This window comes from Xanthomonas sp. NCPPB 3442 (assembly GCF_056725145.1).
The window spans coordinates 3,388,724-3,409,332 of the sequence record NZ_CM161514.1; the positions used below are offsets into that span (position 1 = coordinate 3,388,724).

The following is a 20,609-nucleotide window of genomic DNA, read 5'->3' on the forward strand; positions in this document are numbered from 1 at the left end:
CCATGAACACGCGGGCTCGCTGCAACCCTGTCCGAAAACGGCCAGCCGGCGCTGGGGCGAGCGCATAGACTGGCGCCATGCAGACCGCAACGCCCGACCGAACCCAATGCGACCGCGCCCGCCTGGCACGCGATGCACGCTTCGACGGGCTGTTTTTCACCGCCGTGCGCAGCACCGGCATCTATTGCCGCCCGGTGTGTCCGGCGCCGCCGCCGAAGCCAGCCAATGTCAGTTACTACCCCACTGCCGCGGCAGCCAGCGCCGCCGGCTACCGGCCGTGCCTGCGCTGCAGGCCGGAGCTGTCGCCGCAGGCGCAGCAGCATCTGGGCGAAGAAAGCGTGCAGCGTGCGCTGGCGATGATTGCCGACGGCGCGCTGCAGGAGCAGCCGGTGCAGACGCTGGCCGATGCGGTGGGCTTGAGCGCGCGCCAACTGCAGCGGCAATTCGTGCAGCAGTTGGGCGCCACGCCGATCCAGGTGCACGGCACGCATCGGCTACTGCTGGCCAAGCAATTGCTGACCGAAACCGCCCTGCCGGTCACCGAGGTCGCGCTTGCGGCAGGCTTCAACAGCCTGCGCCGCTTCAATGCGGCCTTCCTGCAGGGCTGCGGCATGCCGCCCTCTGCATTGCGCAAGCAGCGTACCGAGGTCCCCGGCGGCGAACTGACATTGCGCCTGGGCTATCGCCCGCCACTGGATCTGCCGGCGATGCTGGCCTTCTTGCAGCGCCGCGCGATCCCGGGCATCGAGCAGGTCGATGCCAACGGCTACCGGCGCGTCATCGGCCCGCCGGGCAAGGCCAGCGTGATCGAGGTCAGCGCAGCACCGCAGCGCGCGGAACTGCTGCTGCGCATCGGCGCCACCGACCCGCGCCAGATTCCGCAGATCGTGCGGCGCGTGCGCCGGCTATTCGATCTGGATGCAGACCTGCAGGCCGTGCACGCCACGCTCGCGCCGGAACCACTGCTGGCCGAGGCGCTCGCGCGCCGCCCCGGTCTGCGCGTGCCCGGCGGCTGGGACGGCTTCGAAGTGGCGGTGCGTGCGGTGCTGGGCCAGCAGATCAGCGTGGCCGGCGCAGCAACGCTGGCAGCGCGGCTGGTGAACCGTCATGGCGGTCATCATGCCGACATGCCACCCGGACTGGATCGCAGTTTCCCCACGCCCGAACAGCTGGCCGACGCGCCGCTGGAACAACTCGGGCTGCCGCGTGCGCGCGCCGCCACGCTGCGTGCGCTGGCATCGGCCTGCGCGCAAGGCCAGCTGCACTTCGGTGCCGGGCAGCGCCTGCCTGATTTCATCGCTGCCTGCACCGCGCTGCCCGGAATCGGGCCGTGGACCGCGCATTACGTGGCCATGCGTGCGTTGTCGCATCCGGACGCGTTTCCGGCCGGCGACCTGATCCTGCAGCAGGTGCTCGGCGCTCCCGGGCGCCTGAGCGAACGCGCCACCGAGGCCCGTTCGCAGGCGTGGCGACCGTGGCGCGCCTACGCCGTGCTGCACCTGTGGCATCTGGCCAACGACCGCAAGGACACCCGCGCATGAGCACACTGCACTACGACACCTTTCCCTCGCCGATCGGCGCACTGAGCGTGGCCGCCGACGACACCGGCGTGCACCACATCCTGTTCGCGCAGAACCGCTACGACGCCATCGGCCGTGCGCGCTGGTTGCACAACCCCGATGCGCCGCTGGTGCGCGAAGCACGCGAACAGTTGCTCGATTACCTGCATGGCGGGCGACGCAGTTTCGATCTGCCGCTGGCGCCGGTCGGCACACCGTTTCAGCTGACGGTCTGGCGCACGCTGGCGCAGATTCCGTTCGGGCAGACCTGGAGCTACGCGCAACTTGCGCAGGCGGTCGGCAAGCCGGCCGCGAGCCGCGCGGTGGGCGCTGCCAACGGACGCAATCCGCTGCCGATCGTGCTGCCCTGCCATCGCGTGATCGGCGCCAATGGCACGTTGACCGGCTTCGGCGGCGGCCTGCCGACCAAGCAGGCCTTGTTGCAGTTGGAAGGCTGGTCCCCGCGTGGCGCCGCGCGCGCCGACGATCTGTTTGCACCTGCCTCGGCAGTGCGCACTGGCTGACTTCGCGGCGTCATCGCTGCGCCGTAAACTGACGCCATGATCGACCGACGTTTTGGAGTTGCCGCAGCGGCGCTTGCCTTGCTTGCGGCCTGTAGCAGCCAGCCATCTGCGCGCAGCGCGCCCACGCAGGCGCCGACTGCAGCGCCCAATACCGCATCGGCCAGCACCCCGCACACACTGCTGCTCATCTCCATCGACGGCCTGCGCGCGGACATGCTCGATCGCGGCATCACGCCGAACCTGTCGCAACTGGCACGCGAAGGCGTACGTGCGCGCTGGATGACGCCCTCGTATCCGTCGCTGACGTTTCCCAATCACTACACCCTGGTCACCGGGCTGCGCCCGGACCACCACGGCATCGTGCACAACAGCATGCGCGACCCGACACTTGGGGGTTTCTGGTTGAGCAAGTCCGAGGCGGTGGGCGATGCGCGCTGGTGGGGCGGCGAACCGGTGTGGGTGGGCGTGGAAAACAGCGGCCAGCATGCGGCCACCTGGTCGTGGCCAGGCAGCGAGGCGGCAATCAAGGGCGTACGCCCGTCGCAGTGGCGCCATTATCAAAAAGGCGTGCGCCTGGACACGCGCGTGGACGCAGTGCGGGGCTGGCTGAAAACCGACGGCGCCCGGCGCAACCGCCTCGTCACGCTCTACTTCGAACATGTGGACGAAGCCGGCCACGACCACGGCCCGGAATCGCGCGAATACGCCGACGCCGTGCGCGCGGTGGATGCGGCCATCGGCCGGCTGCTGACAGACATGCAACGCGATGGCACGCGTGCGCGCACCAACATCATCGTGGTCTCCGACCATGGCATGGCCGAGGTTGCGCCGGGGCATGCGATCAGCGTGGAAGACATCGCGCCGCCGCGGATCGCCACCGCAATCACCGATGGCCAGGTGATCGGCTTGCAGCCATTGCCTGGGCAACAGGACGCTGCCGAGGCCAGCGTGCTCGGTGCGCACGACCACTACGACTGCTGGCGCAAGGCGGAGCTGCCGGCACGCTGGCAGTACGGCAGCCACCCGCGCATTCCGTCGATCGTGTGCCAGATGCACGAAGGTTGGGATGCACTCTTCCCGGACAAGCTTGCCAAACGCGCGCAGCGGGGCACACGTGGCTCGCATGGCTTCGATCCGGCATTGCCATCGATGCGGGCGGTGTTCCTGGCGCAAGGCCCGGACCTGGCGCAAGGCAAGACACTGCCAGGCTTCGACAACGTGGATGTCTATGCGCTGATGACCCGGCTGCTGGGTATTCCGGCCGCACCCAACGATGGCAACCCGGCAACCTTGCTGCCGGCCTTGCGCGTGCCGCCGGCAGCCGACGCCAAATAGACGCGACCGGCACCCGCAGCAACGCCGCCATGCGCGCGCGCAGCATCCACGCCGAAAACGCGCACGCAGGCAAGACGCCGCGCTACGTCGTGGCCGCGCGGCTCAGGTCGGCGACAGCGCAGGAATGTGGCTCGCTGTAGACACCGCTGCGGCCCAGCAGTGCGACAATGACGCAATGTCTGGTTCCAATCCCCCGTCGCGTCGCTTGCGGCCGTTGTTGTCCAGCGAAGGCTGGCGTCGTCGCGCTGCACTGTGGGGCGGCGCCATTGCGGTGGCGCTGGTGGCGATCGTATTCGCCAAGGCCAGCGACGCGGCCTTTCATCTATTTCAACGCATAACCGCACACTCGATCTGGTGGGCACTGCTGCTGACGCCGGGCATCTTCGCGCTGCTCGCCTGGCTCACCTCCGGTGCGCTGCGGCCCACGCGCGGCAGCGGCATCCCGCAGGTGATAGCCGCGCTGGAGCACCCGGAGCCGGCGTTTCGCGACAGCAACCTCTCGTTGCGCGTGTCGGTTGGCAAGCTCGCGTTGACCACCTTGTCGCTGCTCGGCGGCGCATCGGTGGGACGCGAAGGACCCACCGTGCATGTCGGCGCCAGCCTGATGCATGTGTTCGGGCGCTGGTTCGGTTTTCGCGACCCACGCGAGCTCTCGCATTTCCTGCTCGCCGGCGGCGCCGCCGGTATCGCGGCCGCATTCAATACCCCGCTTGCGGGCGTGGTCTTTGCGATTGAAGAGCTGAGCGGGCGTTTCGAGCACCGCTTTTCCGGCACCCTGCTCACCGCGGTGATCGTCGGTGGGGTGGTGTCGCTGGGCCTGCTGGGCAACTACACCTATTTCGGCAAGGTGGCCGTGGCCTTGCCCTTGGGCCAGGCCTGGCTGGCGATCGCCTTGTGCGGCAGCGTGGCCGGGTTACTCGGCGGCATCTTCGCGCGGATGGTGCTGGCCAGCGTCAGCGGCAAACCGCGCTGGTTGGGCGCGCTGCGCCAACGGCATCCGGTGCTGCTGGCCGCATTGTGCGGCGTTGCCCTGGTTGGGCTGGCGCTGGTGTTCGGGCAAGGCGCCTTCGGCACCGGCTACGAACAGGCGCGCAGCCTGGTGCAGGGGCATGCGGTGGTCGGCCACGAGTTCGGCATGATGAAACTCATCGCCAACCTGGTCTCGTATCTGGCCGGCATTCCAGGTGGCCTGTTTTCGCCGGCGCTGGCAGTGGGTGCCGGCATCGGCCACAACCTCTCGGTACTGATGCCCAGCGTGGACCCGCGCACCTTCGTGCTGTTGGGCATGTGCGCCTATCTCACCGGCGTGACCCAGGCGCCGCTGACCTCGGCGGTGATTTCGCTGGAACTCACCGACACCAGCCAGATGCTGCTGCCGATCCTGGCCACCGTGCTGATCGCGCGCGCAGTCTCCGGGCTGGTCTGCAAGACGCCGATCTATCGTGGCCTGGCCGAGCAGTTGCTGGCACCGGGTGGCGCTACCGTGGCACCGACGACTTCCGCGCCTGGTCACTGACGCTGGATGCGGCCGGCCAGCAGTGCGCAGCGCGGCCGGCTGCGACAGCAACGATCCAGTGCCGGGTCGCCTGGTGATCGACCACATGTCCCGGCGTTGATCGGGTGGCGCCAGGCGTAAGCCAGCGCGCACACGTACGCCAGGTCCATGAACGTGCCGGGGAAAAGACGTTGCCGCGAACTGATCGGGCATCGCCTGACCAGCCGGCGCCTTCACGATGCCGGCCGGGCAATGCCGGACAGCGGACATAAAAAACGCGGCGCAAGCGCCGCGTTCTGGTGTCGCGAAGCTGGCCGGGATCAGCCGGCCTTGGCGACGGTCTTCTTGGCGACGGCCTTCTTGGCCGGGGCCTTGACCACGCCCTTCTTGGCAACCGGGGCAGCTGCACCCACGACAACCTTGCTCACCGCGTGCGAACGCGAATTGCCGTAGCTGGCGTTGTAGCGCTTGCCCTTGGCGGTCTTACGGTCACCCTTACCCATTTCGTCGACTCCTGAATGTGAATACAAATTCCCGTGCTGGCACAGGTCTGGCGAGGTTTCACCGGCGGCGCCCTCGCGCAAGGCCGACAAGCCTACCACGGCGGCCCCGGCGCGCGTAGCTGGGCAGCGCCCGGCCGCCTTGCGGCACTGATCGACCCAAGAACGATGCATGCAGTCGTGGACTGTGCGCGGCCGCGGTTGGAGCAGCAGAGCAGCCAGAAAATGCGGGGGCAGACGTGGAGGAACTCCGCTGTCCGCATCGGCCTGGCGGCGACGCAACCGCACTACGACAAAGGCTTAGTGCGACTAACAAAACGTAGCGAGCAGCTATCAGGTGGGCACGAACGGCGCGCTCAGAACCTTAGCGTACGCGTGGTACATGCCGATTCCGAGCACCGGCCGCGCCCGCCTGGCGGCTGCGCAGTCGTGTTGTTAGCCGCCCTTAGTGCGCGCAGCTGGCGTCGTGCACATGCCCATGCCCGTGATTCAGACGCAGATTGACCAGGTGGGCGATACCGACCAGGGCGCCGCCCAGCGTCATCACCACCGCATGCGGCACCACCGAATGATGAAGCGGGTCGTACAGCAGGCCCAGCCACAGCAACCCCAGGCCGGGCAGCAGCAACGCCAGTGCATGCAGCGCTTTATGCCGGCGATACCCGAGCACAAGGCTGAAAAGGCCCAGCAGCGTCACGAACACCACGATGGCCCGTTCCACCCCGTCGCCCAGCCAGAACGACAGGCCCAGCGAAGGCGCCAGCGCCAGCACCAGTGGCAATACCGCACAGTGCACCGCGCACAGCAGCGAGCCGGTTGCGCCGAAGCGGTCAAGAAGATGGCGAAGGGTTGGTAGAGGCATGACGTCCAGCAGGGTACTCGCGGCGACGTGGAATAATATAACATCTTACTGTTCCAGCCCCGCATCAGTGCATCGCGCAGTCATGCGGGCTCGCCGCCGGCGCAGCAGGAAAGCTGCGCCTTACCACTGATACACAGTAACAATTACAGAGTCCGGTCCACCATGCCCTCTTTTGCTCCCTCTTTCCGCCGTTCTGCGCTCTCGCTGGCCCTGACCAGCCTGCTGACCCCTGCCCTGGCCATGGCCGAGGACGCTCCGGTCGCTGCCGATGGGCAGACCCCGCCCAGTTCGGACACGCGCCACGATGCCAGCCCCTCCAGTGGGCGTCATATCAAGGATCTGGACAAGGTGGTGGTCACCGCCAGCCCGCTGCGCGATGCGGCCGGTGAGTTGAGCCGCCCGGTGGAAGTGCTGGCCGGCGAGCGTCTGGACGAGGTGCGCAGTTCCAGCCTGGGCGAAACCGTGGCCAGCCTGCCCGGCGTGCAGAGTTCCAACTTCGGACCCGGCGTGGGCCGGCCGATCATCCGCGGCCTGGACGGCCCGCGCGTGGCAGTGCTGCGCGACGGCCTGTCCACCCAGGACGTATCCACCGTCAGCCAGGACCATTCCCCGGCGATCGAGCCGTTCCTGGCCAATCAGATCGAAGTGCTGAAGGGTCCTTCGACCTTGCTGTATGGCTCCGGCGCCATCGGCGGCGTGGTCAACGTGGTCGACGGGCGCATCGCCGAGACCCCGGTGGACGGCTTCAGCGGGCGCGCCGAAGTGCGCATGGACGGCGGCGACAAGGACGGCAACACCGATATGTTCCGCGTCGATGCCGGTAATGGCAGCGGGCTGTCGATCCACGCCGATGGCGTGTATCGCAACCAGAACGACTACGACACGCCGAAGGGTCGCCAGCTCAACAGCTGGATCGATTCCAAGGTGGGCTCGATCGGTGCATCGCTGTCCGGCGACTGGGGGTTTGTCGGCCTGTCGGCATCGCGTTTCCGCGACAACTACGGCAACCCGGGCGAGCCGGGCGACCCGTCCATCGGCGAGCGCGGCGTGTCGCTGAAACTGCAGCAGGACCGCTACGACCTCAAGGGCGGGCTGACCGATCCGTGGGGCGAAGGCAGCGCGTTGCGTTACAGCTTCGGCCATACCGATTACGCACATACCGAATTCGAAGGCGCCGAAGTCGGCACCGTGTTCACCAAGCGGGCCAACGAAGGCCGCGTGGAAGCCTCGTTCACGTTTGGCGGCGGCTGGCAGACTGCATTCGGCCTGCAAGGCAGCGACAGCACCTTCCAGGCGATCGGCGAAGAATCCTTCGTGCCCAAGACCGATACACGCTCGCTCGGCGCATTTGCCGTTGCGCGCAACAGTTGGGAGCGGGTCACCGCCGAAGTCGGCGCGCGCGTGGACAAGGTCAAGTACCAGACCGATGTCGGCGTGGACCGCGATTTCACGCCGACCAGCTTCTCGGCCAGCGGCGGTTTCCGCTTCAACGAACAATGGCGTCTGACCGCCAACCTGGACCATGCCGAGCGCGCGCCGGCCGAAGAAGAACTGTTCGCCAACGGCCCGCACATCGCCACCCTCGCCTTCGAAATCGGCGACGCCAACCTGAAGACCGAGAAGGCCAACCAGGCCGAGCTGGGATTGAATTTCCAGAACGAATGGGTGGATGCCAAGGTGGCGGCGTACTACAACCGCTACAACGACTTCGTCTACATCGTCGACACCGGCGGCCAGTGGTTCAACGAAGAAGACAACGACTTCCTGCCGATTCGCCAGTGGACGCAGGCCGATGCGATCTTCCACGGCTTCGAAGGCGAGGCCACCTTCCACCTGGCCAACAACGAGAACGGTGCGTGGGACCTGCGCGTGTTCGGCGATACCGTGCGGGCGCGCCTGAACGATGGCGGCAACCTGCCGCGGATCGCACCGGGCCGCTTCGGTGCGCAGCTGCGCTGGGATGCGCAGCAGTGGCGCGCATCGCTCGGTGCCACCCGCACCATGAAGCAGGACAAGGTGGCAGTGAACGAAACGCCGACCGACGGCTACACCTTCGTCGATGCACATCTGGCGTATCACGTGGACCGCGGCAGCACGGCGTGGGAAGTGTTCCTGGACGGCAACAACCTGACCAACCAGGACGCACGCGTGCACACCTCCTTCCTCAAGGACGATGTGATGCTTCCTGGCCGCAGCGCCTCGTTCGGCGTGCGCCTGTTCTTCTGACGGCAGACTCTCTCCCCTGCTGACTGGAAGGAAGGCCGCCTTCGGGCGGCCTTTTTTATGTGCATTGCCGAGCTATCGGCGCCGGCTTGCGCGCACTGCACTGCGCCTGCAGTCGCGTTCGCCAGCGCGTGGATTTGCACGGCACTCAGGACGGGAGCACCGACGCGCGACACGCCAGCACGACCTTCTTCCCAACGTGGAAGCGCAGCCCACGGCTGCTGCGTCGCACAACACGCTGCGGCGCATCTAGGGTTAAAACTTCATTAGCACTGCGCTGACAGGGGGCGCAAGCGACGCGATAGCGCGGGCGCGCGCGTGCACTGGCTGCCGATGCCTGCACACGCGGCGTGGCTCGGCAGCGTTCTTGCACTTTAAGACAAGGAGCCTTGCGCATGCGTTTTTCATCGCCCCGCTACACCCTTTCGCTTGCCGTCGCTGCCGCGCTGCTGGCACCGGATGGCCGCACGCAGACCGCCACGCCTGCATCAGGCAACCAGGAGGCCACCACGCTGGATGCGGTTATCGTCAGCGGCACCGCGCGCTTCAAGGGCCTGGCCAAGCGCGACGCCAGTTTTTCGATCACCACGGCCAGCCCGGAGCAGATCCAGCAGGCGGTGCCGCAAAGCACCGCCGACCTACTCAAGATCGTGCCCGGCGTGTGGGCCGAGCCCAGCGGCGGCGGCACCGGCGCCAACATCTTCGTGCGCGGCATGCCATCGGAAGGCGATGCGCCGTTCGTGACCATGCAACTGGACGGTTCGCCGCTGTTTCCGCCGCCGACCTTGTCGTTCCTGGAGAATTCCACGCTGTTCCGTGTCGATGACACCGTCGAACGCATGGAAGTGCTGCGCGGCGGCTCCAGCCCGATCTTCTCCAACGGCCAGCCCGGATTGACCGTCAATTTCATCCAGAAAAAAGGCCAGGACGAACCCGAAGGCAGCGTGCGCCTGACCGGCGGCAACAACGCCTTGCGCCGCATCGATGTGTTCAACAGCGGACCGATGGGTAATGGCTGGTACTACAGCGTAGGCGGTTTTTTTCGCGAAACCGACGGCGTGCGCGACCCGCAGTTCTCCGCCGACAAGGGCGGCCAGTTCAGCGCCACCTTGAGCAAGCGCTGGGACAACGGCGAGCTGTCGTTCTACGCGCGCCACACCGACGATAACAACGCGTTCTACACCGCGATCCCGTTGCTCTCACGCAACAACGGCAACGATCTTTCCAGTTTCCCCGGCTTGAACGCGCAGACCGGCACCCTGCTCGGCCGCGATTTCCGCAATGTGGATCTGTTGGTCGGACCCGATGGCCAGACGCTACGGCGCGACCTGGCCGACGGGCGCGGCGTCAACATCGACGTGTTCGGCGGCGAATGGAACTGGGAGAGCGGCGGCTGGACCGTTGCAGACCGCTTCAATGTGATCAGCGGCAGCGCACCGACCTACGCGCTATTTACCGGAGATGCGCCACAACGCCTGGGCGATTTCATCGCCAGCTACGGCAGCAGTGGTAGCGCCAGCTACACCAATGGGGGCGGCGTGGTGGATGCGAATCAGCAGGTGCTCGAAGCCGGATGGTGGTCGGTGGACAAACGCCTGAATTCCTTTACCAACGACCTGCGTCTGAGCCGCGAGCTGTTTGCCGGCAACACGCTGACGGTGGGCGCGTATTACGCCAAGTATTCCTCTGCCGACACCTGGTACCTGGGCAATACCATGTTGCTCACCGCGCAAAACAACGCGCGCCGCATCGATGTGGCGTTGGACGATGGCCGCCAGGCCACGCGCCAGGGGTTCACCAGTACCGCGTTCTTGAACCTGCGCGCCAAGTACGACGGCGAAAACATCGCCGCCTTCGTTGCCGACGAGTGGGAGCTGAGCGAACGCCTGCGCCTGGACCTGGGCGCACGCTACGAGCGCCAGAGCGTCACCGGCGATGTGCACGACACTACGACCGTGGATCTGGATGGCAACCCGGCCACGTTGTACGACAACGCCACCTCGCTGGCGCTGGCGACCACCCGGCGCATCGATCAGAACGATGAAGCGCTGTCATGGACAGCCGGTCTGAACTTCACGCTGGACCAGCACAACAGCCTGTTTGCGCGGGTCAACTCCGGGGTGAAGTTTCCCGGCTTCGACAACCTGCGCGATGGGCAGACCCGCGTGCAGGACGTGGATCAATACGAGCTGGGATTGAAGTCGGGCACAAGCGTCTACGACCTGTATCTCACCGCATTCTACAACACCTTCAGGAACTCGCCGTTCCAGGCATTCCTGGCCAATGGCGAGAACTTCACCGCCGTGGGCGATTCGCGCGCACGTGGCCTGGAGGTGGAGAGTGCGATCCGGCCGTTCGGCGGGTTCGAGCTGGCTGGCACCGGGGTGTGGCTGGACGCCAAGTACCGCAATTATCGCGAGTTCACCGGCAACCAGGTGATGCGCCAACCCAAGCGCCAGTTCCGCATCACGCCCAGCTATTACTGGATGCTGCCGTTCGGCGACCTCAAGGTGTTTGCCACCTATTCGTACATCGGCGAGCGCTTTGCGGACCTGGCCAACAGCCAGCGCCTGCCCTCGTACGACATGCTGGATATCGGCGCCAACCTGCATGTGGGCGAACATTGGGAAGTGACGGCCAGCGGCAGCAACGTCACCGACACGCTGGGCCTGACCGAAGGCAACGTGCGCGTGCCTGGCGCAGCCACCGGTGGTGTCTTCATGGGCCGCCCCATCGCCGGGCGGCAGTACCAGATGTCGGTGGCGTACCGCTGGTAGTTCGCCGCCACACGCTGAGCCGCGCAGCAGCGCAGACTGCTGCGCGGCACCTCGCTACCGCATGTCTCGATGCGCAGCCTGGTGGCACTGGCATGCCCGGGCCATGGCCGACGTAGCCAGACGCTGCGGGCCGCATGCGTTTTCCGATGCGCGGCAGACCGTGTAACACGGTGATGACAGGACGGAGCCGAACAGCGCCGCATGCGAAGCACGACGACGCATCGTGATCACTTATTTCGATCGAAGTGACTGCCACTGCCAAACTTTTCTGCAATTTTCGTCGGCAGAACTTCGCATGCAACGCATCACCCGACACGCCAGCCGTAAATTGCGCGATGTGTCACGAAGATGTCGTCGCTGGCATGCCTTGCAGACAATGCTGCCCCCATTTGTAATCCAGGCGTTCTTGATGCACACGCATCGACAACATCGGCTGCGTCGACACGCACAGGGGAGCCGACGCCGGACCTGACCGCAGCGCCCATCGGCAGACATGCGCTTGGTAACTCAACTGGGATAAACGCACATGGCTCTTGTTGCAGCCTCCTTTGCATCGATGTCGCACACCCCGGGCATCGACACGCGGCATCTGACTGCCTGCGGTGCAGCTCGGCTTTCGGATCGCACTGCCTGACGGGCTTTCCGGACCCGGCTGGCACCTGTTGGGTCCTTCACTCGCATTCCTCTTTCCGGCTCCACCAACACCGGCTTCACAGGCGCGAGCTTCGTGGAGTGGAGCAGTTGCAAAGGCCGATCGCGCGGTTGGCCTGACGGAGGAGTGTGTCACTCGACGGCGCCCCCCATTTGACTGGAATCAAACGGAATGAACTCTCTTCGCAGGCGACCTCTCGCGCTGTTGATCGTTGTCCTCCTGAGCGGCAGTACGCCGCCGTCGGTACTTGCTGCCACCCAGGCAACGGCTGCCGCCACCCCGGCCACTGCCAGCGCCAGCGCCAGCGCCAGCAATAGCGCCACAGCGAAAGCCACTGGCAACGACCCATTGCTGCGGTACCAGTGGCATATCTCCAATCAGGGGCAGGCCGTGATCGGCGACAGCCGTCCGGTCGCCGGCGTGGACATGGATGTCGACATCCTGCATGCCCTGGGCATTCGCGGCCGCGGCGTGCGGGTCGGCGTAGTGGACGATGGGCTGGAATTGGGCCATGAAGATCTGGCAGACAACATCCTGCCAAACGGGTCGCACAATTTCGGCGACGGGTCACACGACACCACGCCGATCGACCCGAACAATGGTCACGGCACGTCCGTCGCCGGCATCATCGGTGCGGTGGGCTGGAATGGCCGCGGCGGACGCGGCGTGGCGCCAGAAGTGCAACTGGCAGGATTCGACATGTTTGCGCGCGATTCTTCGATCACCGATGCCAGCGTCCGTTATGCATGGGGCGATGGGCCGGAGGCGCGCAACATCGATGTCTTCAACAACAGCTGGGGTTCCACTACCCCGTTCTACCAGGATTTTCCGCTGGAAGACCAGCGCAGCTGGGAAGCATTGATGGCTTCGACACGCGGAGGCCTTGGCGGCATTTACGTCAAATCTGCGGGCAATAGCTTCCTGCGCTTCCTTGTGCCCGACGAGAACGGAAACCCCGTCAATATCTGCAGCGAACAATCGCGTGCATTGAAAGTCGGCTGCTCGCTGGCCAACATCGATCCGTTGGCAAATCTGCCCGGAACCATCGTCGTGGCCAGCCTGAATGCCAAGGGCACCCGCGCCTCGTATTCGTCCACAGGCTCTGCGCTGTGGGTCTCCGGTCTTGGCGGCGAGTTCGGCCGTCAACGCAAGTTCTATCCCGACGCAGCGTCCACCTTTTACCCGGACGCAGTCCCCTATGCCTACGACCCGGCGATTGTCACCACCGATCTCAGCGGCTGCGCAGCTGGCGACAACGTCGAAGCTCCCGACGTGGTCTACAACGCATTGGACGGCAGCAAGTCGAAGATCGACGCATCGTGCAACTACAACGCCGTCATGAACGGCACCTCGGCTGCAGCGCCCACGGTGTCTGGCGTGGCTGCGTTGATTCTCGGTGCCAATGCGAGCCTGAGCGCACGCGACGTCAAATATATCCTTGCGACAACCGCGCGCCAGATCGACCCATGGCAGCCGCAGGCGGTCTACCAGGGCAGCGTGATCGATCCGGGCTGGATCACCAATGCAGCCGGGCACCGTTTCAGCAATTGGTACGGCTTCGGCCTGGCCGATGCCGCGGCTGCGGTCTACAAGGCGCGCTATTTCACGCCGCTGCCGCCCATGCGCGACACTCAATGGATCAGCTCCACCGATGCCGCCAGCCAGATCGGCGGCCCAGCGCGCCCGGGCAAACTGCGCATCCGTGTGCAGCAGGCGATGAAGGTGGAAGCGGTGCAGCTGTCGCTGCAGTCGGCGCACAAGACGCCGTCCAACCTGCGTGTGGTGCTGGTGTCGCCGAGCGGGACGCGCAGCGTTGTCGCCACGCCGTTTTCGGTCCTGGATCCGGCTGCTTATGCGCAGACCGGGTTCTATATCGACCTGACCTCCAGCAATGCGTTTCTGGACGAGAAATCGCGCGGCATCTGGACCCTGGAAGTGACCGACATGAGCGATCCCAGGAGCACTGTCGCACTCAACGCTTTCAAACTTCGCATCGTGGGGCACTGATATGAAACCGATGATTGTTGCTTGCCTATTGACGCTGTCACTCGCCGCAACCGGTGCTGCCCAGGCAGTGCAATACATGGACGCCAACACCCTGCGTGCGGCAGCGACCGGCGTGCGTTTCAAGTCCGGACCGGACATGTTCCGCATGCTGCCGGCCACGGTGGTGAGCGAGCACAAGCCGCCACGGAACGCGATATCGGCGCAGCGGTCGGCAGCCAAAGCCGGCATTACGGGTGCAGTGGCCCCCAGCGACAAGGTCGCCGCGCGCATCGGGCCGTATGCGGTCGTGCTGGATGCGCCTGCGGGTGCCGCACGCAGTCTTGCCACGAACACCGAACGCCCCATCGCCGCTGCGGTGAATGAGCGCAACGGGCGTGTCGTGCTGGTCAACCCGCAGGTGAAACTCACCGGTACCACGCCCGCCACTGCGAAATCGCTGGCTGCCAGCACCGGCGGAACCATTGCATACACCTCGACGGTGGACGGCAGCGCGGTGATCACCTATGCATCGGTGGACCAGGCCCAGCGCGCACTGCCCGGCCTGCAGCGCAGCAGCGGTGTCGCGCAGGCGGCGCTGGTGGTCATGCAGGCGGTGATGCAACCGATGTAAGTACATCGGCCGCAGGCCGATCCCTGCGGCCGTTTCACGTCAGGCAGCCTGCCGGCCGGTTTGGCCGGCACCTGCATCTGGCGTGCGCCCCCATGACCGATACCATGCCATGACACTGTCTCCCCTGCGGCGATTGCCGCTGCTTTGCGCGTGCCTGCTGGCGCTCGGGCCCTTCTCGCTGACAGCCGATGCTGCAGCAACCGGCGTTGACGCGCCGATCAAGACCACCCAGAACACAAACAATGCCAGCGACCCGTTGTTCCGCTACCAATGGCATCTGCTCAATCAAGGCCAGCCGGTGTTCGGCGACCAGCGTCCACGGCCAGGCGTCGATCTGGATGTGGACATCCTGCACACGCTTGGCATTCGCGGAGCCGGAGTCAAGGTGGCGGTCATCGATGGCGGGCTTGAGATTGCGCATGAGGATCTCGTCGACAACATCGTTGCCGGCGGCTCGCATAACTTCTTGAATGGTTCCAACGATCCGACGCCGCCTGCGGATGAAATCGACAATGACCACGGCACCGCGGTCGCCGGCATCATCGCGGCACGCGGATGGAACGGGCTGGGTGGACGCGGTGTTGCGCCGGAGGCGAATGTAGCTGGCTTCAATGCACTTTCCATAGTCGATGGCAGCAAGCAGTATGTCGATATCCGTTACTCCTGGGGCGATGGCCCGGAAGCCCGTGCGATGGACGTGTTCAACAACAGCTTCGGCATCTCGACAGCGGTCTATCCATTCAGCGATCTCGACGAGCAGCGCTCTCTGGAAAAAATGATGCGTGCCCAGCGTGGCGGCAAGGGCGGCATCTACGTCAAGGCAGCCGGCAATGATTTCAATACGCTGCTTGATGTGGATGCACAGGGCAAGCTGATCGATCGCTGCAGCGACCAGACCCGGCAGCTTGGCGTCGCCTGCAGCAGCGCCAATATCGACAACCTCAACAGCCTGACCACCATGATTGTGGTCGGTGCGGTCAACGCCGACGGTGTGCGTGCGAGTTATTCCTCGCCCGGATCCGCAGTGTGGGTGTCCGGTCTCTCCGGCGAATTTGGGTTCCAGCGTCGCTTCGACCCGCATCCTGAGACTTACAGTCCGTTCTATACACTGCTCGCTGCACAGGGACCGCAACCATTCTTCTCACCGGCGATCGTGACGACCGATCTGAGCGGATGCGCGGCAGGCAATAACCGCGATCGCACGCGTGCGCCGTAGAACGCGCTGGATACCAGCCACTCAAAGATCGATGCCTCGTGCAACTACAGCGCACGCATGAACGGCACCTCTGCCGCCACACCGACGGTTGCAGGCGTCGCAGCGCTGATGCTGGGCGCCAACCCGCAACTGACGCTGCGCGATGTCAAATACATCCTGGCGACGACGGCGGTGCAGGTCGATCCCCATCAAGCCAAGGCGTTCTACAAGGACGCCGTGATCGAGCCCGCCTGGATCACCAACGCGGCCGGCCACCGTTTCAGCAACTGGTATGGCTTCGGCTTGGTGGATGCAGCCGCGGCGGTGGAGCGTGCGATGCATTTCACTCCGCTGCCTGCAATGCAAGACACCGAGTGGACCGTCTATGACGGCAAGAGCAGCACCATCGGCGGCATCGGTTCGCCAGCGCGATTGGCGATCGACATCAAGCAGTCCTTCAAGGTGGAAAGCGTACAGCTGTACTTCGCGGGGACGCACAAGAATCCTCGTCAACTGCGCGCCGTGCTGGTCTCGCCCAGCGGCACCCGCAGCACCGTGATGACGCCGTTTTCCACGCTCGATCCGGGCGATGGCTTCGTGGTCTTCCTGACCTCCAGCAATGCCTTCCTGGATGAGGCGGCCGCCGGTCGCTGGACATTGGAGGTGGACGACATGCTCGCCGACAACGGCAAGGAACAACTGCAGCAATTCGAAATGCGCGTGGTGGGCCACTGACATGAAAACTTCTCTGATCACATTGCTGTGCGTCGTTGCCGCCAGCATGTCTGCACCCGCCTCGGCACAGGTATTCGATCGCGTCCGCCTGCGGGCTGCCGCAACCGGGCAAACCGTGGTGGTGGACCGTGCCAGTTTCCGGCTGATTCCAGCGGCAGTGGTACAGCTGGCCGACACCACGCGCGGTACGGCCGCCACGCAAACGCTAGCAAGCACGCAGGCCAGCGCGAACGCACCGGTTGCCCGCGTCGATCGCTACGCGATCTACCTGGACACCAGCGGCGCGGCGAACGCGGTCGCGCGCACCGCGCGCAGCGAACCACCGGCGACCGTCGTTGCCGCGCTGGAAACGCGGAGCGGCCAGCCGGCATTGCTCGGCGCTTCGATCAAATTGTTCGAGACCACGCCAGCCATCGCGCGCGCACTGGCCACGCGTACGGGCGGCAGGCTGATCTATGCCTCCGCCACAGACGGCAGCGCGATGATCGGCTATGCCTCGGCGATGACCGCATTAAATAATTGCCGCCAGCTGCAAGGCAGCAACGGCGTGGGCGCGATCAAGCCGGAAGTGATCGTTCCGGCGGCACGGCCGTTGTGACGCCACTGCACGAGGACCGCGGCAGTCACGCGTGCCACGCTGCTGCAGGGTGTTGCAGCGTGGCGCGTTGGCGCAGCCCGCCTTACAGCGGCAGCGGGCTGCGCTCTGCAAAATGCCCGCGCCAATAGGGGTAGTACGGGTACGGCGGCTCCACCGCGCTGGCCTGATCCAGGCGGGCACGCTGGTCCTCGGTCAACGACCACCCCACCGCGCCGAGGTTTTCGCGCAGTTGCGCCTCGTTGCGTGCGCCAATCAGCACCGTGCTCACGGTCGGCCGCTGCAGCAGCCAGTTGATGGCGATCTGCGGCACGCTGCGGCCGGTCTCTGCGGCGATGACGTCGAGCGCATCGACGATGTCGAACAAGCGCGTATCGTCGATCGCCGGGCCGGCCGCGGCGGTGGCGTGCAGACGGCTGTGTTGTGGCAATGGCTGCCCACGCCGCAGCTTGCCGGTCAGCCGCCCCCAACCGAGCGGGCTCCACACCACCGCACCGATACCTTGGTCGATACCCAGCGGCATCAGCTCCCATTCGTAGTCGCGCCCGGCCAGCGAGTAATACGTCTGGTTGGCGACAAAGCGGCTCCAGCCGTGCGCATCGGCGACCGCCTGCGACTTCATCAGCTGCCACCCGGAATAATTGGACGCGCCCAGATAGCGCACCTTTCCCGCGCGCACCAAGCCATCCAGCGTGGACAGGGTCTCTTCCATCGGCGTCATCGCATCGAAGGCGTGCAGCTGCAGCAGATCGATGTAGTCGGTGCGCAAACGCCGCAAGGAGGCCTCCACCGCACGCAGCAAACGGAAACGCGAGGCGCCGGCATCGTTGGGGCCATCGCCCAGGCGCAGGCCGGTCTTGGTCGAGAGAATCACCTGATCGCGGCGGCCCTGCAGGGCCTGGCCAAGGATGTCTTCGGATGCGCCATCGGAGTACACATCGGCGGTATCGAACAGGTTGAGCCCTGCATCCAGGCACACATCGATCATGCGCCGCGCCTGCGCCACATCGGTATCGCCCCATGCAGAAAACAGCGGCCCCTTGCCGCCGAACGTGCCGGCCCCCAGGCCAAGCACGGGCAGCTTGAAACCGGAACGGCCCAGTAGACGGGTTTCCATTGAGAATTCCTTGGTAACGTTGAATGAGAGATGCGTTGGGTGACCGCTGGCCGCTCGCGCTTGTGGAATGCTGGGCGCGAAACCAGTGTTTATGCGCCTCGAATGCCGCCTGAGGCGCACTGCGCCAACCCGGCGAATGACCAGCGCGCGATCACCTCACCCCATCTGCGTACAGGCCAGTGGCGCAGTCGCGCGGCGGCGTTGCAACTGCACGCTCCATAGCGCCATGCCCAGCCCGATGGCACTCAACAGCGCGGCCACCCAGGGCGTTGCGGCCAGGCCCGCCTGCGTGGCGATCACCACGCCACCCAGCCATGCGCCCAGCGCATTGCCCAGGTTGAAGGCGGCGATGTTGAGGCTGGAGGCCAGGTTCTGGCCGGCGCCACGCGCGTGTTCCAGCACGCGCAACTGCAGTGGCGCCACGGTGGCAAAGGCGGCCACGCCCAATAGCCCGACAAAGGCCACCATGGCGGCCTTGCTGTGCAGGACACACCCCAGCGCGCCGAGCACCACCACCAGGGCGGCCAGGCTACCCAGCAGGGCCGCGGTGGGGCGACGATCTGCCAGCCGGCCACCGAGCAGATTGCCGACGATCATGCCCACGCCGAACACCAGCAGCACCGGCGACACTGCCGATTGCGCAAGGCCGGTGACCTGCAGCAGCAGCGGCTGGATGTAGGTGAACACCGCGAACACGCCGGCGTAGCCCACCACCGTGATCGCCAGCGCCAGCAGCACCTGCCCCCGCTGCAACACCGCCACTTCCTGCCGCCACGACACCGGCGTGGCAGCACCTGCCGTGGCCGGTACCCACACCGCGACCGCGGCAGTGGCCAGCACGCCGATCGCTGCCACCGCCCAGAAGGTCGCGCGCCAGCCCAGTTGCAGGCCCAGCCAAGCACCGGCCGGCACCCCGAGCAAGGTGGCCACGGTCAGCCCGGCGAACATCAGCGAGATGGCCGATGCACGGCGTTCGGCCGGCACCAGCGACGTCGCCACCACGGCGCCGACGCCGAAAAACGTGCCGTGGGCCAGCGACGTCAGCACCCGCGCGAGCATCAGGCTGGTGTAGTCCGGCGCCAGCGCGCAGGCCACGTTGCCGACGGTGAAGATCAGCATCAGCCCGACCAGCACCGCCTTGCGCGGCAGGCGTGCGCTGGCCAGGGTCAGCACCGGCGCGCCGACGCACACGCCCAGCGCATAACCGCTGATCAACAGGCCCGCCGCGCTGAGCGAAACGCCCAGATCGGCGGCCACCTGCTGCAGCAGCCCCATGATCACGAACTCGGTCGTGCCAATGCCGAAGGCACCGATGGTCAGTGCCAGCAATGCCGGCGGAAAGCGCGACGCACGCGCAGAGGTGAGGTTGGACATGGGCATTGGCCAGGGAGGACTGCGCACAGCCTGCGCCCTGCGTTTACTTACAGAAAGCCCTGCTATCCTGATTCACTTTCAATCAATCATTGACAATCGCATGGACCGTCTTGGCGACATTGCCCTGTTCTTGCGCGTGCTCGACCTGGGCTCGATCACCGCAGGCGCGCGTAGCCTGGATCTGTCGGTGGCGGTGGCCAGCCAGCGTCTCAAGCGCCTGGAACGCGAATTGGGCGTGCGCCTGCTGCACCGGACCACGCGCCGCCTGCATCCCACTGCCGAAGGGCAGCGGCTGGCCGAACGTGGCCGCGTGCTGGTGGAAGATCTGGACGCGCTGGCCGAGGATCTGCGCGAAAGCGCGCACGACGTGGGTGGCGTGCTGCGCATGACCATGTCCGCCTCATTCGGGCGGCAATACGTGTCGCCGCTGCTGCCGGAATTCCAGGCCCGCCATCCGCGCCTGCGCATCAGCGCGCACCTGAGCGACGACCTGGTGGACCTGGTCAAACAGGGCTTCGATCTGGCGATCCGGATCGGACCACTGGAGGACTCCGGGCTGGTGGCCCGGCGCATTGCCGACAACCGCCGTACCCTGGCGGCCTCGCCCGCCTATCTGCAGCGTCACGGCACACCGCGCACGCCGGACGAACTTGCACAGCACGCCGGCGTGCTGCTGATGGGCCGTGACGGCCGCCAGGACGTGTGGACATTGCAAACGCCCGACGGTGGGCTGGTGCGCGTGCGCATGCAGAGCCGCTTCGAAAGCAACTTCGGCGAGCTGGTGCGCGACGCCGTGGTCGCCGGCCAGGGCATCGCGGTGCATTCGTACTGGCACATCGCCGACGAATTGCGCAGCGGCCGCCTGGTCGAAGTGATGCGCGACTACCCCCCGCCCACCTCGCACATCAGCGCAGTGACGCCGGCGCGCCAGCTGCAACCGCCGCGCGTGCGTGCGTTCGTGGATTTCCTGCTGGAGCGGCTGGGCGAGCAGCCGCCTTGGACCTGGCGACATAACGCCGCCGCGCGCATGGGACCGGCCGGCACCGGCG

General features: G+C 65.9%; 13 protein-coding genes, 1 other RNA gene and 2 pseudogenes. 11 read left to right on the top strand and 5 right to left on the bottom strand.

The genetic code is table 11. The annotated features are described in order from the left end of the window. Positions 1-77 precede the first annotated feature (77 nt). The 4 genes from AC1POX_RS14650 to AC1POX_RS14665 all read left to right on the top strand — a co-directional run bounded on the left by AC1POX_RS14650 (position 78) and on the right by AC1POX_RS14665 (position 4,934). A complete protein-coding gene (locus tag AC1POX_RS14650; protein WP_122272552.1) occupies positions 78-1,541 on the top strand; it encodes an AlkA N-terminal domain-containing protein in 1,464 nt (487 codons plus the stop codon). Further along, positions 1,538-2,083, top strand: a complete 546-nt coding sequence (locus AC1POX_RS14655) for a methylated-DNA--[protein]-cysteine S-methyltransferase (RefSeq protein WP_029819825.1) — start codon at positions 1,538-1,540, stop codon at positions 2,081-2,083. Before AC1POX_RS14650 ends, AC1POX_RS14655 begins: the two co-directional genes overlap by 4 nt. 36 nt (positions 2,084-2,119) lie before the next feature. Continuing rightward, the gene (locus AC1POX_RS14660; RefSeq protein WP_218490072.1) at positions 2,120-3,418 is read left to right on the top strand and encodes an alkaline phosphatase family protein; all 1,299 of its coding nucleotides are present in this window, start codon (positions 2,120-2,122) and stop codon (positions 3,416-3,418) included. Between the two features lie 124 nt (positions 3,419-3,542). Beyond that, on the top strand, positions 3,543-4,934 hold the full coding sequence (locus AC1POX_RS14665) for a chloride channel protein (protein ID WP_150114909.1): 1,392 nt from the start codon (positions 3,543-3,545) through the stop codon (positions 4,932-4,934). 299 nt (positions 4,935-5,233) lie between these two features. Here the strand turns inward: AC1POX_RS14665 and AC1POX_RS14670 are convergent, their stop codons facing one another. The 3 genes from AC1POX_RS14670 to AC1POX_RS14680 form a co-directional block, all read right to left on the bottom strand. Beyond that, positions 5,234-5,416, bottom strand: a complete 183-nt coding sequence (locus AC1POX_RS14670) for a 30S ribosomal protein THX (protein ID WP_008571876.1) — start codon at positions 5,414-5,416, stop codon at positions 5,234-5,236. A gap of 304 nt (positions 5,417-5,720) precedes the next feature. Further along, a non-coding RNA gene (locus AC1POX_RS14675) (sX9 sRNA) lies at positions 5,721-5,797 on the bottom strand. A 61-nt stretch (positions 5,798-5,858) separates the two neighbouring features. Beyond that, a complete protein-coding gene (locus AC1POX_RS14680; RefSeq protein WP_008571877.1) occupies positions 5,859-6,275 on the bottom strand; it encodes a MerC domain-containing protein in 417 nt (138 codons plus the stop codon). Positions 6,276-6,437: 162 nt separating this feature from the next. On the opposite strand from AC1POX_RS14680, the gene AC1POX_RS14685 reads away from it, so the two are divergent. The 6 genes and pseudogenes from AC1POX_RS14685 to AC1POX_RS14710 all read left to right on the top strand — a co-directional run bounded on the left by AC1POX_RS14685 (position 6,438) and on the right by AC1POX_RS14710 (position 17,072). Further along, positions 6,438-8,501 (top strand): TonB-dependent receptor, encoded by a 2,064-nt coding sequence (locus AC1POX_RS14685; RefSeq protein WP_218210773.1) that lies wholly within the window; start codon positions 6,438-6,440, stop codon positions 8,499-8,501. A 392-nt stretch (positions 8,502-8,893) separates the two neighbouring features. After that, a complete protein-coding gene (locus AC1POX_RS14690) occupies positions 8,894-11,275 on the top strand; it encodes a TonB-dependent receptor (protein ID WP_372356315.1) in 2,382 nt (793 codons plus the stop codon). An 856-nt stretch (positions 11,276-12,131) separates the two neighbouring features. After that, positions 12,132-13,934 carry a S8 family peptidase gene (locus AC1POX_RS14695; RefSeq protein ID WP_372357182.1) on the top strand — a complete coding sequence of 601 codons (1,803 nt, stop codon included), beginning with the start codon at positions 12,132-12,134 and terminating at the stop codon, positions 13,932-13,934. 1 nt (position 13,935) lies between these two features. Then, on the top strand, positions 13,936-14,544 hold the full coding sequence (locus AC1POX_RS14700) for a hypothetical protein (protein WP_017116381.1): 609 nt from the start codon (positions 13,936-13,938) through the stop codon (positions 14,542-14,544). A gap of 109 nt (positions 14,545-14,653) precedes the next feature. Further along, positions 14,654-16,474, top strand: a pseudogene (locus AC1POX_RS14705) (S8 family serine peptidase). A 1-nt stretch (position 16,475) separates the two neighbouring features. Continuing rightward, on the top strand, positions 16,476-17,072 hold the full coding sequence (locus AC1POX_RS14710) for a hypothetical protein (protein ID WP_122272545.1): 597 nt from the start codon (positions 16,476-16,478) through the stop codon (positions 17,070-17,072). Positions 17,073-17,154: 82 nt separating this feature from the next. Here AC1POX_RS14710 and AC1POX_RS14715 read toward each other — a convergent pair whose 3' ends face one another. Both AC1POX_RS14715 and AC1POX_RS14720 read right to left on the bottom strand, forming a co-directional pair. Further along, the gene (locus AC1POX_RS14715; protein WP_218531312.1) at positions 17,155-18,186 is read right to left on the bottom strand and encodes an aldo/keto reductase; all 1,032 of its coding nucleotides are present in this window, start codon (positions 18,184-18,186) and stop codon (positions 17,155-17,157) included. 156 nt (positions 18,187-18,342) lie between these two features. Continuing rightward, positions 18,343-19,560 carry an MFS transporter gene (locus tag AC1POX_RS14720; protein WP_372356316.1) on the bottom strand — a complete coding sequence of 406 codons (1,218 nt, stop codon included), beginning with the start codon at positions 19,558-19,560 and terminating at the stop codon, positions 18,343-18,345. Between the two features lie 100 nt (positions 19,561-19,660). Here AC1POX_RS14720 and AC1POX_RS14725 point away from each other — a divergent pair. After that, a pseudogene (locus tag AC1POX_RS14725) lies at positions 19,661-20,560 on the top strand (LysR family transcriptional regulator); the annotation flags it as partial. Between the last annotated feature and the right edge of the window lie 49 nt (positions 20,561-20,609).